The following is a 15,528-nucleotide window of genomic DNA, read 5'->3' as shown; positions in this document are numbered from 1 at the left end:
GGGCAAACTTAAATAGTTCAATCCAATCTATCTCCTCTGGGAGAGGGGAAAAATGTATCATGTCTGGAAAGGAAAGGATAGTAACGCAAGTTGCTAGTGAATAGTTGTGACATTGGTAATTGGTAATTGGTAATTGGTAATTGGATTCATGGCTCAGTCTACTCTTGACAATTACCCATTACCCCAGAAACCCGGTTGATTCGTTAATTTCTCCCTGTCAAACCCACGATTTTTCAGAGAAACCGGGTTTCAATGCCTTGGGATGTAACTAGCAACTTGAGTTAATAGCTGTATAGATATTTGGCTCACTTGATCTCGCTCATATACCTAAAATGAATCCCATCGCTCTTGCCTCTAATCAAAATCTCAGTGCCAACCAGATGATTGACTGGGTTAGCAAAGTTTTCATTATTGCATACAAAGAGCAAACCCAAGTGCTGGAGGAAGTCTTGACAAAAGAAGGCTTTCAAGTTGAAGTTCTCAGGCAGGAACAAAAGCCAGAATATCAAAACTATTCCCGCAGTTATCTTTGCCTGATGAACCATAGGAGAGCTTGGGAAAAAGCCGCGACCGAAAGCAAACCTACTCTGATTATTGAAGCAGATTTTGTCCCCGTCCAGGGCTTTGGCAAGCTGCCTTTACCCTTTAATCCCGATGGTCGCAATGTAGGAGTTTGTTGGTTATACACCTGCGCGCCGCAGGTTTACAGCGTCTCCGAAGCAGGTTACGCCGAAGGATTTTCAGTTTCAACCGTTGCCTATATTGTGACGTCGAAGGGCGCTGAGTACCTGATGGAATTGGCAGAAGAAATCCGCGAAAAAAAGGGACCGACTGCTTATTCATCTTGGGATTCTAATGTAGATACTTTCCTGCGTGCCAGAAATCTAAAAAACTACATTCCCTTCCGCAACTATGGCGAACATGGAGGATTGCCCAATTTAGAACACTACAAAAACGGTTTGAGTAAAACCCATCGCGCCGATGTATTGTATGGGAAACTTGCTTTTTTACCTCTCTATGCTTCAGGTGAAAAAGGTGGAAATATGGCATTGCTATCGGCAAGGCTTCAGGCGCGTTTAAAAGGAATTGCCCGTCTGGTAACGGGACGATTTCTCCGGATACCAGTTGTTAAAAATTCCAGCGTACCTGGAAGACTGGTGAGTTTTGCCATTCGCAGACAGCTATCGGTGCGGCTGTAGAAAAACAAAGCCGGTTTCTAAGCAGAAACCGGCTTTCTAGCCACGTCGTGGTTAAGTCATGAGCAATTGTTGAACTGCCTGTTCCACCCTTTGACCAGATACTTTCCAGGAGTATTCTGCCCATACAAGTTCATAAGCAGAATCAGCTAGTTTCTTACCCAGAGAAGGCTCTGACCAAAGCTGTTGCACGGCTGCTACAATTTCATCAACTTTATCTGCGATCAATAAGTGTTCCCCATCTCGAACTTTCAGCCCTTCAGCACCCTTGGTTGTACTCACGACAGGACGATGGCTAGCAAAGGCTTCCAATATCTTCAGGCGAGAACCCCCACCTTGCAGCAAAGGAACCACTACAACGCTGGCAGCTGCTAAATAGGGACGGACATCTGGAACTCGACCTGTGACGACAATTCCAGGATCTTGCTTAGCAGCTTCCCGCATATATCGAGTTGGTTTTACGCCTACTAACATGAGACGACAGTTTGGGAAATTTTGCCGCAGCCGAGGGTAGATTTGGTCTATCAGAATTTGGGCAGCTGCTGCGTTAGGTTCGTATTGAAAACTAGCAGTAAAAAGGATGCTCCAAGGTGTTGGTTCTAATTCAGAATTGCCTAACCTGACGCCGTCGTAGTAGGCGATATCGAGTCCGTTAGGAACTACATGAATCGGTGGTGTATTGTGGTATAATTGTTGTAGCAAACGATTATCTTCTTTACTACATACCCATATTTGGTCAGCTTTAGAGACAAAATCACGCTCGATAGATTCAACTTTATTTAGCATCAGGCGATCAATCTTGTTTGGCTCTGAAATCGATATGTCGCGGGCTCCAGATAGCTCTACATTGTGGGCATCGTAGATCATCGGACAGCCATAACGCTTAATTGTATTGAAGTAATGGTAAAGCCAAAGCTCTTCAACAACTACTAGATTAGGCTGAAATTTTGCCAGTACCTGGGAAAGTTCCTGGGCTACAATATCTGAATCAAATGGAGCGTGCCAGGGATGTCCGTAGGGTCGCAACTTCCACAGCCGATGTTTAATTTTTTTCCAAAAAGATCGTTGTTTTTTGAGGTCGTCAATATAGTAATTCTTACAGATGGTAATGCCTGGTGGAAGAGCGGGGTTACTGCTTGGCTTTTCAAAGCAAATCGAAATAATAGCAACTAAACCAAACTTCATCATGATGTTGATATTCTGCCAGTTGCGTAACGCAGATCCGCCTACAGGGGGGTAAGCTGGGTATCTTGTAACGAACAGGGTGCGAATCGAGTTATAGTCCATTAGACGTTCCTTATATATTAAATCAATCCTCGATCTTGCAAGTTTTGAAGCATATAAAACCAATTATCATCTTGGCCTGAATATGGTTGAGACAAAATGGCTCTGCGGTTGACGCTGGAAGATTTGCTCAAATGTCAAGAGTAAACTGCCAATGAATCCAATTACCAATTACCAATTACCAATTACCAATTTCCTGATAGTCTGGAGATAGTTACTAGGCAGGGGGGGAAATTCCCAGTAGGTCGAGATATTGTTGGGTAACGGTTTCTAATGTGTACTGTTCCAGCCAAGCGGGAGGGACGGATTTGGCGTTACCAGATAAAACGCGCAAAATGGCATCTGCGATCGCATCCGAATCTCGTACTGGCACTAATTCCCCATACTTGCCATGAGCCAAAATCTCATAGGGGCCACTTTCGCAGTTAGTAGAAACTACCGGAGTTCCCACCGCCATTGCTTCTATTAACACCGTCGGCAATCCTTCTTCAATCGAAGAGAGAACAAACACAGAAGCTTTTGCCATATAGGCATAGGGGTTTTGGGTAAAACCAGGGAAAGCGACATCGTTTTCTATGCCTAATTCCTTTACTAAAGCGTTAAGTTTTTGCTGCTGTTTACCTTGACCTAAAATTACCAGTTTTGCGGGTCGTACTTGTCTGACAATAGCAAAAGCTTTGATTAGGGTAGGAAAGTCTTTTTGTTCCTCCAATCTGCCCACGGCTAAAATAACTGGAGGCTCCCCAGGGGCGAACCAAGGGTGGTCTACAGGCTGTTTGGCCTTTTCGATAAATTCTGGTAGAATGACTGGGTTGTAGACTGTTTTGATGCGCTTTAGTGGAATACCTGTGACTAGCGCTAGGTCTTTAGCAACTCCTTGGGAAACAGCTACGATGGCATCGGCAAAAGGATAGAAAAGCCTTGCACTCAGTGCCGACTTCTGTTCGTTTTTCTCGCGTTTTGCTCGCAGGGAAAGCGTATTGTGTTCGGACACGACTACGCGGGTGGATGCAAATGCGAGGCGCTTCGCCAATATGGCTATTTCATTGTTGTAGTGCAGTGCTGTTAGTAGCGCTGCGGGTCGCTGTTTTTGCAGGTAACCCATCAGTTTGGGTAAACCGTTGCGCCAGGGTTTTGGTGCTTTGAGATCGATGATTCTGACTTGAGATGGTACTTGGGTTAAGTAAGGACCTTCTTTTTTGTTCACTACTAAATCTATTTTCAGTCCCCGCTGCACAAAGCCTTGCATTAGGTTTACCATAACTCGTTCGGCTCCGCCCCCTAGAAGGCGGTACAGGTAAACAGCGATGTCGGGTGTATTTTCAGGCATGGTTAGGGTTTTTGTGGGTGGTTTTTAGGGAAAGGAATGCCGAAAATATCGAGATATTGTTGGGTGACGGTTTCGAGGGTGTATTGTTCGAGCCAAGCGGGAGGGACGGTTTTGGCGTTACCGGATAATATTTTTAAGATCGCCATAGCGATCGCATCCGGATCTCCCACTGGTACTAATTCCCCATACTTGCCATTATCCAAAATCTCATCGGGGCCGCTTTCGCAGTTAGTAGAAACTACCGGAGTTCCCACTGCCATTGCTTCGATTAATACCGTGGGTAACCCTTCTTCAATCGAAGATAAAACAAACACCGATGCTTTTGCCATATAGGCATAAGGGTTTTGGGCAAAACCCAAGAAAGCGACATCGTTTTCTATGCCTAATTCCTTGACTAGGGTGTTGAGCTTTTCCCTTTCCTTACCGCTGCCCAAGATTGTTAATCTTGCCGCTTGGGCTTGTCGTACAATGGCAAAAGCTCGGATCAGGGTGGGAAAATCTTTTTGTTCCACCAAGCGACCTGCGCCTAATATTACCGGCGGTTCTCCGGGATTAAACCAAGGATGATCTACGGGTTCTTTGGCTTTTTCAAATAATTCTGGTCTAATAATTGGGTTGTGGATCGTTTGGATGCGCTGCTGGGGTAAACCCGTTGTAGTTGCTAGATCTTTGGCTACTCCCTGAGAAACTGCGACGACGTCATCTGCCCAAGGGTAAGATAATTTGGCTAACAGGGGTGCAAAGCGATCGCGTTTTCCAGTTGGGTGTTGCGCGTGCAAAGATAGATGATTATGCTCGGAAACTACTATGCGCGTGGAGGTTCCAGACAGATATTTCGCCCATATTGCGACTTCGTTGGTAAAGTGCAAGGCTGAAACCAAGGCGACAGGACGCTCATGCCGCAGGTAACGCGCTAGCTTGGGTATAACGCCTAGCATTTGTGGCGCTTGCAGATCTACAATTCTGACTTCTGGCGATACAAAGCTGAGGTAAGGTCCATCTTTTTTATTCAGGACAAAATCTACTTTTAAACCTTGTTTTGCCATGTGATTCGCCAGGTTTACCATCGCTCGTTCGGCTCCTCCACCGTAAAGCAGGCGGAGGTAAAAGGCAACGCGGGTATCGGTCATACAATTTTGGATTTTGGATTTTAGATTTCAGATTTTAGATGGGAGATCCACCCAATTTTGGATTTTAGATTTTAGATTTCAGATTTTAGATGGGAGACACACCCAGGATGTCTAGATATTGTTGGATGACGGTTTCCCATTTGTATTGATTCAGCCAAGCTGGATCGACAACCGGAAAATTGCCACCTAATACTTTCAGAATTGCTTGTGCGAGTGCTTCGCTATTTCCGACTGGCACTAGATCGCCGTACTTGCCTTTGTCTAAAATTTCTTCAGGACCGCTTTCGCAGTTGGTAGAAACTACGGGGGTTCCTACTGCCATTGCTTCTATGAGTACGGTTGGCAATCCTTCCCAGGCGGAAGATAATGCAAAGACAGATGCTTTTTTCATGTAAGCATAAGGATTGTTGGTATAACCGAGCAGAGCAACATCATTTTCTAATCCCAACTCCCTCGCTAAAGTTTCTAGTTGCTGGCGCTGTCTACCGCTGCCTAAAATCATTAACCTAGCCGTTTGCTTTCGCTTGACAATCGCCAAAGCACGAATCAGGGTAGAAAAGTCTTTTTGTTCGACTAATCTTCCTACTCCCAAGATTACCGGCGGTTCGCCTGGATTAAACCAAGGGTGTTCCACTGGTTGTTTTAATTTTTCATCGAGTTCGGGGGTAATCACTGGGTTATGAATCACCCGAATTCGCTCTGGAGGTAGTTTGGTGATATTGTTTAAATCTTTCGCCACCCCAAGGGAAACTGCCACAATTGCATCGGCCCAAGGGTAAAATAGCCTCACCGTCAAGGGTGCTAACCGGGCGGAAACTTGCTCTACACGCTTTGCCTCTACGGAAATATTACTTTGTTCGCATACAACTACCCGCGTTGATACCCCAGAAAGGCGCTTAGCCAATATAGCGATTTCATTTGGATAATGCAGCGCCGAAAGTAAGGCATGCGGCTGTTCTGAGCGCAGGTAACTCACCAATTTGGGCAAACTTGCCGTAGATTGAAGACTCGTGGGGAATTTTAACGTTTTACTTTTGTCAAACTGTCGAGCTTTTAGATCTATGATGTTAACTTCAGGGGGAACCTGGGATAGGTAAGGCCCTTCTGCCCTGGTGATCAATAAATCTACTTTGAGTCCCTGCTGGGCAAACCCCTGTACTAACTTTACCATCGCCCTTTCCGCTCCTCCCCCACCCAAGTCGCGAAGGAACATGGCGATGCGACGCGGCTGTTTAGCCATCTTGATTAATCTCCGGTGCTAACCTAAATGAATCTACACAATCCTAGCGCATCGTAAAAGTAGCAATTTAAACATGGATTACGCAACATCTCTAGATGTAGGGGTTGAGGTAACGAAACCCAACCTTACAGAGCAAGATTAAAATTCCTCTGAGTCTGCGTCTGCCGGATCGGATTCTAATTCGCTGCTGCCGAAGCGGGGTTGGGCGGGAATCGCGGCAACGATTGCATCCAATACTTTAGATACGGGTATAATTTCCAACCCTAAATCTTCTGGGAATTTTTGTCCTTTGGGAACGATCGCGCGCTTGAAACCGAGTTTAGCTGCTTCTTTGAGGCGCAATTCCATTTGAGAGACAGCACGCACTTGTCCGCCTAAACCGACTTCGCCGATTAAAACGGTACGGGAATCGACAATGCGATCGCGAAACGATGCCACGACTGCGATCGCTATTCCCAAATCTACCGCCGGTTCTTCTACATTCAAACCCCCCGCCGAAGCTACATATGCATCTAATTTAGATAAGGGTATGCCAACTCGTTTTTCTAATACGGCTAAAATTTGCAAAAGTCTGTTATAATCCACACCCGTGGTTGAACGGCGGGGCGAGGCGTAACTCGTGGGACTGACTAACGCTTGCAATTCGACGACGAGGGGGCGCGTACCTTCGCAAGCGACGACAATAGCCGTACCGGGGGCGGCTTCATCGCGGTTGCCTAAAAATAATTCTGAAGGATTGGCGACTTCCCGCAAGCCGCGATCGATCATTTCAAAGATACCGATTTCGTGGGTAGCGCCGAAGCGATTTTTGACACTACGTAGGAGGCGGTGAGAGGCAAAGCGATCGCCTTCAAAATAGAGTACGGTATCGACGAGGTGTTCGAGGACTCTGGGGCCGGCGATCGCGCCTTCTTTGGTAACGTGTCCTACAATCAGCAGCGTAATATCTTCACTTTTAGCAAGCCGCATCAGCGCCGAAGTACATTCTCGCACCTGCGCCACCGAACCCGGAGCCGATGCCATAGTCGGTAAATAAATCGTTTGGATACTGTCAATTACGGCTAAATTTGGTTTGAGCGACTCCAACTCGCGTAAAATTTGTTCTAAGTCGGTTTCGGGTAACACGTAGAGATTGGGCTCAACAATCTCGGTGGCGGTGGGTTTTTCCTCCGACTCGGCATCGGGGGTTAAAGCAATACCCACACCTAAACGAGACGCCCTCAATTTAACTTGCTGTCCTGACTCTTCTGCCGATACGTAGAGGATGCGGTATTCCATCGCCAGTCGATTGGCTACCTGAAGCAGCAGCGTTGATTTGCCAATACCCGGATCTCCGCCAATCAGTACTAGAGAACCGGGGACGACTCCGCCACCGAGTACCCGATTCAGTTCCGCGTAACCGGATGACCAACGTTCTTGCTGTTTTTCAGTAATTTGGGAAAATTTGAGCGACATCCTGGGTTTAGGTGGGGTATTGGCTGCTGATTTAGCGTTTTGCTGGGTGGTACCTTGCCAATTAGTGCGACGGTCATGGCTTGTTACCTGGGTGACAATTTGTTCTTCTAGCGAGTTGTAAGTCCCGCAGGCGGGACACTTGCCAAACCATTGAGCAGACTCGGCCCCGCATTCTGTACAAACATAAGAGGTTCGAGACTTTGGCATTTCTTTATTTTAATTAAAGAATCTACACGTCGCTTAAAGCTTAAGAAAGCTTGAAAGGCAGCACCTGCGGGAATTTCAGGCTTCTTAAACTGACATGATAGAGTACGATCTTAATACACGCTACTAAAAATTAACGATTTGCAATTTGACTTAAGGAGTGTTGACCAAATTGGAAAGCCATAAAGAAAAAATTTTGGTGGTAGATGACGAAGCCAGCATTCGCCGGATTCTGGAAACTCGCCTATCGATGATTGGTTACGATGTGGTAACCGCCGCCGATGGGGAAGAAGCTTTAGAAACATTTCGCAACGCCGATCCCGATTTAGTCGTTCTGGACGTGATGATGCCCAAGCTAGATGGCTACGGCGTCTGTCAGGAATTACGCAAAGAATCCGATGTGCCGATTATCATGCTAACAGCACTGGGAGATGTCGCAGACCGGATTACGGGACTGGAACTAGGGGCGGATGATTACGTTGTTAAACCGTTTTCGCCCAAGGAACTGGAAGCTCGCATCCGGTCGGTTTTGCGGCGGGTAGACAAGACGGGTGGTGGAGGGATTCCCAGTTCTGGAGTGATCCACGTCGGCAATATAAAAATAGATACAAACAAGCGGCAAGTTTACAAAGGCGACGAGCGCATCCGTTTGACTGGTATGGAATTTAGCTTGCTGGAATTGTTAGTCAGTCGTTCGGGGGAAGCGTTTTCCCGTTCTGAAATTTTGCAAGAAGTTTGGGGATACACGCCAGAGCGTCACGTCGATACCCGCGTGGTGGATGTCCACATCTCGCGCTTGCGGGCAAAGTTGGAAGACGATCCCAGCAATCCAGAGCTGATTCTCACCGCCAGAGGAACCGGCTATTTGTTCCAACGGATTATTGAGCCAGGGGAGAACGAAAAATAGGCATCTTGTGCAGGTGAGCGGGTGAGCGGGTGAGCAGAGGAGCAGAGGATCAGGTGAGAATTACCCGCAACCTATGCTTATCGTCAATCGACCCGAATGACCCATGACCCATGACCCATGACCCAAATCGAGTGTTGCGGCGGTTACCAATAGTTGTTGGTGTGTTGGCAGGTTCCCTGCTGATGCTGAACCGCTTTTTGACGCCGCAAATAACCGACTCTCAGGCGCGTTCGGATGCGCTGGGAGTCATTTTGTCGGCGCTGTTGATTTTAACAGGGTTGCTGTGGCAACAGGTGCAGGCGCGATCGCCTGACGCAGTTCAACTCATCGGCGAAGAGGGGTTTGAACTCGCGTCTGATTTACCAGAAACGGTAAAAGCAGAATTAGCATGGGCGTCTCGTCTGTTACTCACGAATACCGTCACGCGCAGCATCGTCGTTTGGTATCAAGGCAAAGTCTTGTTACGACGGGGCATTTTAGGCGCATCCAAAGAAGTTACACCTGGGGCAATTCTTCAGCGAGTTCTGGAAAAGCAAAAGCCAGTCTATTTAGTGGCTCTGAAGCTATATCCGGGCAAAATTGAATTTGATTATTTACCGGAAAATACCCAGGGTGTCATCTGCCAACCAATAGGCAGTAAAGGCGTCTTAATTTTAGGCGCGAATGCTCCTCGCAGCTATACCCAGCAAGATGAAAACTGGGTAGCGGGAATTGCTGATAAATTAGATGTGACGCTTCAAGCAGGGGAAACGGGAACGGTTGTAGAAAATTAAACGTCTCTACGGCAAGATAAAGAAAGCCGGTTTCTTCGTATATACATAGTTATCAAATACCGGATTTTTTGTACAAACCCACGACTTACGCCAAGAAACCCGGTTTCTTGGCATAAATTCTCAAGTTGTTCGTCTCTCCCTAGACATTCATCCGTTTAGGTGAAGCATTCCAAAACTTTTTTTTGTATTACTTTGATTAAACAAGGCATGAAAATTTATGGTGATTCTCTACTGGCTGCTCATTGTTTTGATGCTCGTGGGTGTCGTCGGTGCGGTTGTTCCCGGCATTCCTGGTTCCAGCTTGATTTTAATTTCTGTCGTGGTTTGGGGTGCAATTCACGGTTTTAGTACGGTGCAAATATCCCTAATTGCAGCGCTCGCAGTCTTTATCCTCAGTATCGGAATTGACTTGATCGCTACCTACTGGGGAGTCAAGCAAGCCGGTGCGAGCAATTGGGGTTTGACGGGTTCAATGGTAGGTTTAGTTGTGGGAACGTTAGGTTTGCTACCAGCGCTACCGTTTGGTGGGCCAATTTTGGGTATCCTGATGGGGCCTTTACTGGGAGCATTTATCGGAGAATTTCTGTATAGGCGGGAGTTACAATTAGCACCCAGAACCGAGCAAGCGTTTAAAGCCGGTGTAGGAATTGTCGTCGGTACAATTGTGGGGCGGGTGATTCAGGGGATACTTGCGATCGCCGCCTTTGGTATTTTCCTGTGGCAAACTTTGCCCTTGGTGTGGACGGGACAGATTTAATTGGGATTGGTAGATGATGGAAAATCTTCCTTTGGTATTGCAGTTGTATCCAGCAATTCAACTAACAGATGACCAATTTTTTGAATTTTGTCAACTCAACCGAGATTTACGCATCGAACGCAATGCCAAAGGAGAATTATCAATTATGTTGCCAACTGGAGGTAGGACGGGTGGAAGCAATTTTAAGTTAATTCAACAGTTAGCAAATTGGGTAGATATTGACGGTACTGGCATTGGTTTTGACTCTTCTACTGGTTTCAAACTTCCCAATGGTGCAGAGCGTTCTCCGGATGCTTCCTGGGTAAAATTAGAAAGATGGAATGCTTTAACAGAAGAACAGCAGGAAAGATTTGCTCCTATTTGTCCTGACTTTTTGGTGGAATTGCGTTCTCCCACTGATAGTTTGACAGTTCTCCAAGACAAAATGCAAGAATATATCGACAACGGTGCTGTTCTTGGATGGCTAATAGATTGTAAGCGGCGACGAGTTTATATTTATCGTCCCCAGTGCGAAGTTGAACGTTTAGATAATCCAGAAACGATTAGCGGCGATCCAGTTTTGCCTGGATTTGTTTTAGATTTGAGCAAAATTTGGTAAGCAATGGCATACAGCAACTTCACCCTCAGCAAAGTTAAGATTGAATCTACGGATGCAGATATGATGAATTTTGTCATGCCAGTACTTGGTGTTCGTTGACTAAAATTGAATGTGAAAACAATTCTCAGTTAGCAAATTATATTGCGACTTTAATAGATATGGGGTCGTTTGCTTTGTTTACCGTTCATTCAGGTATACTATAGCGCTTCGCGCTGGTATAGTTACAGATAATAATAGAGTACGCGCTCCCTACACAGAGGTTCAATTCAGTATTTGTAAATACGTCAGCGCGAAGCGCTATAATAATTATTTTTTTCTTGTGACAAATCATCGTTAGATTGGCAAAGTTTTTCCGCAATCGTAATCGTTAAAATTATTACTAAAACAATAATCAAATCTCGTAATACCCGCTAAACCGCCAGGGAATTAATTCCCTGGCTAATAGCCAAAGTCCTCTCAAAGAGGACTGCATAAAAATCAGGACTTACGCACGACGAGAAAAGAAACCCGGTTTCTTGGTTGATCTCTAGTTCCCAAAGCCACGATTTTTCGTAGAAACCGGGAACTTGCGCGTAAGTCCTGAAAATGTTAGTCCACTTGAGTGGACTTAAGCTATTAGCCAGGGATTTGAATCCCTGGCGGGTGATGGAACTCGCGCCAGAAGATCTAAAAATTGGCAAAATCTATACTTTACGCATAAACCTTCCGATAATAAGCTTGATACTCTTCCGATAGCAACGGTTCCCACCAACTCCGGTTACTCAAATACCATTCAACGGTTTGTCGCAAACCTTGTTCAACGGTAACAGAAGGACTCCAACCTAATTCTGTTTGCAATTTGGTGCTATTAATTGCATAGCGGCGATCGTGTCCTGGTCTATCTTTGACAAAGGTAATCAATTTACTGCAAGGACGCACTGGCAAATCGGGTGCTAATTCATCCATTAGCTTGCATAAAGTTTGCACTAAGTCAATATTTTTCACTTCGTTATTGCCGCCGATGTTATAAGTTTCTCCCGGTGTTCCCCGATGCAGGACTACATCTAAAGCGGTGCAATGATCGATGACAAACAGCCAATCGCGCACGTTTTGTCCGTCGCCGTAAACGGGTAATTGCTTGCCAATTAAGGCGTTGATGCACATCAAGGGAATCAGTTTTTCGGGAAACTGATAAGCGCCGTAATTGTTAGAGCAATTTGTGATTAGCGTGGGTAAGCCGTAGGTGTGGTGGTAGGCTCTAACTAAGTGGTCGCTACCGGCTTTAGACGCCGAATAGGGACTGTTGGGAGAATAAGGGGTGGTTTCGCTAAAAGCGGGGTCGGTAGGGCCCAGACTGCCGTATACTTCGTCTGTAGAGACGTGGTGGAAGCGGTAGGTATCGGGTTTTCCTTTGGCACCCCAGCGTTGGCGGAACGCTTCTAGGAGGGTGAAAGTACCGACGACGTTGGTTTGAACGAAGGCTCCTGGGCCTAAAATAGAACGGTCTACGTGGGATTCGGCGGCGAAGTGGGCGATCGCATCCACATCTTCTTCTTCTAACAAACTATCAATCAAGGCGCGATCGCATATATCCCCCTGCACAAACCGGAAATTCTCTTTCCCTTCCAAAGATTGCAGAGTCCGTCGATTTCCCGCATAGGTAAGCGCGTCGAGGACTACTACGCGGTCATCTGGGTAGCGCTGGCACCAGTAAAGTACGTAATTAGAACCAATAAAACCCGCACCCCCAGTCACTAACAACCGACGAGGTATCCTTGTTGAGGTTGAATCAGGCATTCTTATAACCTTCCTTGCTACTCTTTAATGATTCCCAAATAATTTCAGGTTTTTTCAGCCGTATTATATGGGGAGTTTGTTTGTTGGTGTGAGGACACGGATTGTGGTACAGCAAGTCTTGACTCAGGAAACCGTGCTAGAAAAAGCAAAACGGGGAGATGCGAGTGCGATCGCCGCCTTAATTAACGAGGTACTGTGGAACAGCGGCATGAAAGCGATCGCCAAGAGCAAGGGTAGCTGCCTGCATATTGTACTGGAAGGGGAACGAGTACCGGAGCGCTCCACCTGTGTCCGCTTCGTCGCCGATGGGATGAAGCGTTTGAAACCGGGTGGATTTGACTCTGTCCGAGTTTACGGTAAACGCATTGACAAAAGAAAGCCTGCTTGGACTGAGGCGTTTGAGTTAAGGAGACGTCCTCGCACTGCACCCACTCCGACTCGACCTCCCCTTCCTGCAACCGTTCCCCAGCCTAAGAGTCGCCCTAAAAAGCTTAAAACAAAACCGAAAAAAAGAATACCCTTACTCGTAATGGGCGGTACGATCTGGGTGGCAGTGGCAACTTTAGGCGCTGCGATTAGCTCTCGACTCAATGTCGCAACCAATACCCAGGATAATTCCGTACCAGCAACCAATCAATCCACACCCAAACCTTCACCGACAAATAAACCGGCTCAAAATTTAGCACCTGCTTCCCCAGCGGCGGCGACATCTATCACAATTAAAGCCGTTGGCGATATTGTTCCCGGAACTAATTATCCCAACAATCGCCTACCCGGAAATAAAAGACAACTGTTTCAAAATATCAAATCCTCGCTGCAAGGCGCTGATATCTTATTTGGCAATTTTGAAAGTACGATGACCAACTATCCCCGACCTGCCAAAGATACCAGTCGGGCGATGGTATTCGCATTTCGCAATCCTCCCAGTTATGCCACCCTGTTTAAAGAAGTTGGATTTGATGTTTTAAGCGTTGCTAACAATCATTCTTTTGATTTCTCGCCTACTGGTTTTGAAGACACGATGCGAAATATAGAAAAGGCAGGCGTCAAAGCAGTTGGTAAGAAAAATCAAATTCTTTACACGAACGTCAAAGGAATTCGGGTAGCTTTTATCGGGTTTAGCTATCTCAGTTTCCACAATTCTATCAATAACTTGCCCGCCGGGAAAGCCCTGGTTGCACAAGCTAAGAAAAATGCCGATATTGTTGTAATATCGGTTCACGCAGGGGCTGAGGGTTCCGATGCGACGCGGGTGAGAAACCGGGCGGAAATGTTCTACGGGGAAAACCGAGGAAATAAAGTTCTGTTTGCCCGCACGATGATTGACAGCGGTGCAGATTTGGTGTTAGGACACGGCCCCCACGTTCCTAGAGCGATGGAATTGTATAAAGGAAAATTGATTGCCTATTCTTTAGGTAATTTCATCGGATACAGAACCTTATCTACTGTGGGAAACCTGGGAGAATCTCTGGTTTTAGAAGTTAAACTCGACGGGCAAGGTAATTTTGAATCTGGCAGAATTATCCCAGTGCAACTCGATCGGCGAGGCATTCCTTATCCAGATCGAGGATATGGTAGCGTGCAGCTAATTCGCAATCTGACTAAATTGGATTTTCCCAATACTCCATTGAAAATTGAAACCAATGGGAAAATAACTAAAATTGGTAATAAGTAATGGCGTTCCCAGGCACAGCTGTGGTCACGAGGGTAATAGGTAATGGGTATCGAACTAGCTTCCTAACCAATTACCAATTACCTATTAAGCTACTACGCATTTAAATCCAATAAAGAGGCGGGCAAGATGCCCACCCCACAAGAAGAAGGGAAAATTTGACTCTCAAATTAGGTGCGTAGCAGCTTACCAATTACCTATTACTTAAATTCCCTGGCGCGTCTTTAGTCTTCCGATCAACTTTCAGAATTGTGAAAGGGACAGCCTGTTTCTAACTTTTCCCCTGGAACTATTTTCCCCCCAGCCGTAAGTTTTTCCAAAAAAGCATTAGTATCAAAGAAGTGTTCTACTGATTCAATCTTCAAATCTTCACTGACGCGAACAAGGCTCATTCCCACAATTTCTATGGTTTCTCCTGTAGGTTCATAGTCTTTATATTTTCCGGTAAAAGTTCCCCAATGCCGCCACTTGAAAGTCACGTTAGGAGGACCAGAAAAAACTTCAATAACTTCCCAAACAAATCCTTGAGGCAATGCATTGATGAAAAGATTGTAAGAAGATTCAAAATCTTCTTCTTTTGGGTTGTAATGCTCTGTTTCAGTGAGAAACAAATTGTAAGTTCCTACATTGACTATATCCTGTGCTGTGTAGGCTGGTCCGCCATTTGTACTCATGCGAAATTTTTCTGTTACAACAGACACCCACTGCTGGGGATTGGTTTTGAAAGATGCTTCCATCTCGAAGGTGCGAACCAGATTTTGGACAATCGCTTCTAGAGAACCTTCTAAGTGATTGTATTTGCTCCCAGATTTTAGGAAGCTATTGGTGCGACTGTAGTCAGGAGGGTTAGAATCACGCCACTCGGCATCTGCGCTTTGTGCAATAACTGTATCTCTGTCTTGTATCCAAAGCGGTTGATTTGCATCCTGAGACATCTTGTATATTCTCCTCTTAAATTATCAGCAGAATTAATCGTTTATAAGTCAAACTAAATCTGAAAATATTACGATTGTCAACCTGTAAATAATTAAAAAAATATAACAGCTATTATTCTTACCTAATTTTTTACTAGAAAACCAATTTCTTCCTATCATCTTTGCTTGCCAAACCGAGGATCTGGGAAAGAAACCGGGTTTCTTGCTGGGATATTTCCCTAGCAAACCGAGGATGTGGCAGAGAAACCGGGTTTCTTCCTATCATCTTTGC

At 45.8% G+C, this 15,528-nt stretch carries 13 protein-coding genes; 6 read left to right on the top strand and 7 right to left on the bottom strand.

Annotated features, from left to right (window positions below; all coding sequences use genetic code 11):
* Positions 1 to 332: 332 nt before the first annotated feature.
* The gene (locus ACE1CM_RS01505) at positions 333 to 1,199 is read left to right on the top strand and encodes an LPS biosynthesis glycosyltransferase (RefSeq protein WP_374875638.1); all 867 of its coding nucleotides are present in this window, start codon (positions 333 to 335) and stop codon (positions 1,197 to 1,199) included.
* 51 nt (positions 1,200 to 1,250) lie between these two features.
* Here ACE1CM_RS01505 and ACE1CM_RS01500 read toward each other — a convergent pair whose 3' ends face one another.
* From ACE1CM_RS01500 to radA, 5 genes are all read right to left on the bottom strand, one after another.
* Positions 1,251 to 2,483 carry a glycosyltransferase family 4 protein gene (locus ACE1CM_RS01500; RefSeq protein WP_374875637.1) on the bottom strand — a complete coding sequence of 411 codons (1,233 nt, stop codon included), beginning with the start codon at positions 2,481 to 2,483 and terminating at the stop codon, positions 1,251 to 1,253.
* Between the two features lie 214 nt (positions 2,484 to 2,697).
* Complete coding sequence (locus ACE1CM_RS01495) at positions 2,698 to 3,810, bottom strand: glycosyltransferase (protein ID WP_374875636.1); 1,113 nt, start codon at positions 3,808 to 3,810, stop codon at positions 2,698 to 2,700.
* Between the two features lie 2 nt (positions 3,811 to 3,812).
* Positions 3,813 to 4,940 (bottom strand): glycosyltransferase, encoded by a 1,128-nt coding sequence (locus ACE1CM_RS01490; RefSeq protein WP_374875635.1) that lies wholly within the window; start codon positions 4,938 to 4,940, stop codon positions 3,813 to 3,815.
* 85 nt (positions 4,941 to 5,025) lie between these two features.
* Positions 5,026 to 6,180 (bottom strand): glycosyltransferase, encoded by a 1,155-nt coding sequence (locus ACE1CM_RS01485; protein WP_374875634.1) that lies wholly within the window; start codon positions 6,178 to 6,180, stop codon positions 5,026 to 5,028.
* A gap of 138 nt (positions 6,181 to 6,318) precedes the next feature.
* On the bottom strand, positions 6,319 to 7,842 hold the full coding sequence (gene radA / locus ACE1CM_RS01480) for a DNA repair protein RadA (RefSeq protein WP_374875633.1): 1,524 nt from the start codon (positions 7,840 to 7,842) through the stop codon (positions 6,319 to 6,321).
* Between the two features lie 169 nt (positions 7,843 to 8,011).
* Between radA and rpaB the strand changes: the two genes are divergently transcribed.
* The 4 genes from rpaB to ACE1CM_RS01460 all read left to right on the top strand — a co-directional run bounded on the left by rpaB (position 8,012) and on the right by ACE1CM_RS01460 (position 10,874).
* Complete coding sequence (gene rpaB, locus ACE1CM_RS01475) at positions 8,012 to 8,746, top strand: response regulator transcription factor RpaB (protein ID WP_226577395.1); 735 nt, start codon at positions 8,012 to 8,014, stop codon at positions 8,744 to 8,746.
* Between the two features lie 110 nt (positions 8,747 to 8,856).
* Positions 8,857 to 9,519: a cofactor assembly of complex C subunit B gene (locus ACE1CM_RS01470; protein ID WP_374875632.1), complete on the top strand. Its 663-nt coding sequence runs from the start codon at positions 8,857 to 8,859 to the stop codon at positions 9,517 to 9,519.
* A gap of 217 nt (positions 9,520 to 9,736) precedes the next feature.
* On the top strand, positions 9,737 to 10,276 hold the full coding sequence (locus tag ACE1CM_RS01465; protein ID WP_374875631.1) for a DUF456 domain-containing protein: 540 nt from the start codon (positions 9,737 to 9,739) through the stop codon (positions 10,274 to 10,276).
* Positions 10,277 to 10,292: 16 nt separating this feature from the next.
* Positions 10,293 to 10,874 carry a Uma2 family endonuclease gene (locus ACE1CM_RS01460; protein ID WP_374875639.1) on the top strand — a complete coding sequence of 194 codons (582 nt, stop codon included), beginning with the start codon at positions 10,293 to 10,295 and terminating at the stop codon, positions 10,872 to 10,874.
* 690 nt (positions 10,875 to 11,564) lie between these two features.
* On the opposite strand, the gene rfbB is transcribed toward ACE1CM_RS01460, so the two are convergent.
* Complete coding sequence (gene rfbB, locus ACE1CM_RS01455; protein WP_374875630.1) at positions 11,565 to 12,650, bottom strand: dTDP-glucose 4,6-dehydratase; 1,086 nt, start codon at positions 12,648 to 12,650, stop codon at positions 11,565 to 11,567.
* Positions 12,651 to 12,753: 103 nt separating this feature from the next.
* Here rfbB and ACE1CM_RS01450 point away from each other — a divergent pair, with 103 nt between their 5' ends.
* A complete protein-coding gene (locus ACE1CM_RS01450) occupies positions 12,754 to 14,325 on the top strand; it encodes a CapA family protein (protein WP_374875629.1) in 1,572 nt (523 codons plus the stop codon).
* Between the two features lie 233 nt (positions 14,326 to 14,558).
* Here the strand turns inward: ACE1CM_RS01450 and ACE1CM_RS01445 are convergent, their stop codons facing one another.
* The gene (locus ACE1CM_RS01445; protein ID WP_374875628.1) at positions 14,559 to 15,257 is read right to left on the bottom strand and encodes a SnoaL-like polyketide cyclase; all 699 of its coding nucleotides are present in this window, start codon (positions 15,255 to 15,257) and stop codon (positions 14,559 to 14,561) included.
* Between the last annotated feature and the right edge of the window lie 271 nt (positions 15,258 to 15,528).

Origin of the sequence: Microseira sp. BLCC-F43 (assembly GCF_041929235.1) — a bacterium.
Classification (GTDB): domain Bacteria; phylum Cyanobacteriota; class Cyanobacteriia; order Cyanobacteriales; family Aerosakkonemataceae; genus Microseira.
Note: the sequence above shows the minus strand (reverse complement) of the source record. Positions and strands in the feature narration are given on the sequence as shown.

Coding starts and splice junctions, on each gene's coding strand:
- ACE1CM_RS01505 (WP_374875638.1), top strand. CDS start 333: ATGAATCCCATCGCTCTTGCCTCTAATCAAAATCTCAGTGCCAACCAG.
- ACE1CM_RS01500 (WP_374875637.1), bottom strand. CDS start 2,483: ATGGACTATAACTCGATTCGCACCCTGTTCGTTACAAGATACCCAGCT.
- ACE1CM_RS01495 (WP_374875636.1), bottom strand. CDS start 3,810: ATGCCTGAAAATACACCCGACATCGCTGTTTACCTGTACCGCCTTCTA.
- ACE1CM_RS01490 (WP_374875635.1), bottom strand. CDS start 4,940: ATGACCGATACCCGCGTTGCCTTTTACCTCCGCCTGCTTTACGGTGGA.
- ACE1CM_RS01485 (WP_374875634.1), bottom strand. CDS start 6,180: ATGGCTAAACAGCCGCGTCGCATCGCCATGTTCCTTCGCGACTTGGGT.
- radA (WP_374875633.1), bottom strand. CDS start 7,842: ATGCCAAAGTCTCGAACCTCTTATGTTTGTACAGAATGCGGGGCCGAG.
- ACE1CM_RS01470 (WP_374875632.1), top strand. CDS start 8,857: ATGACCCATGACCCAAATCGAGTGTTGCGGCGGTTACCAATAGTTGTT.
- ACE1CM_RS01465 (WP_374875631.1), top strand. CDS start 9,737: ATGGTGATTCTCTACTGGCTGCTCATTGTTTTGATGCTCGTGGGTGTC.
- ACE1CM_RS01460 (WP_374875639.1), top strand. CDS start 10,293: ATGGAAAATCTTCCTTTGGTATTGCAGTTGTATCCAGCAATTCAACTA.
- rfbB (WP_374875630.1), bottom strand. CDS start 12,650: ATGCCTGATTCAACCTCAACAAGGATACCTCGTCGGTTGTTAGTGACT.
- ACE1CM_RS01445 (WP_374875628.1), bottom strand. CDS start 15,257: ATGTCTCAGGATGCAAATCAACCGCTTTGGATACAAGACAGAGATACA.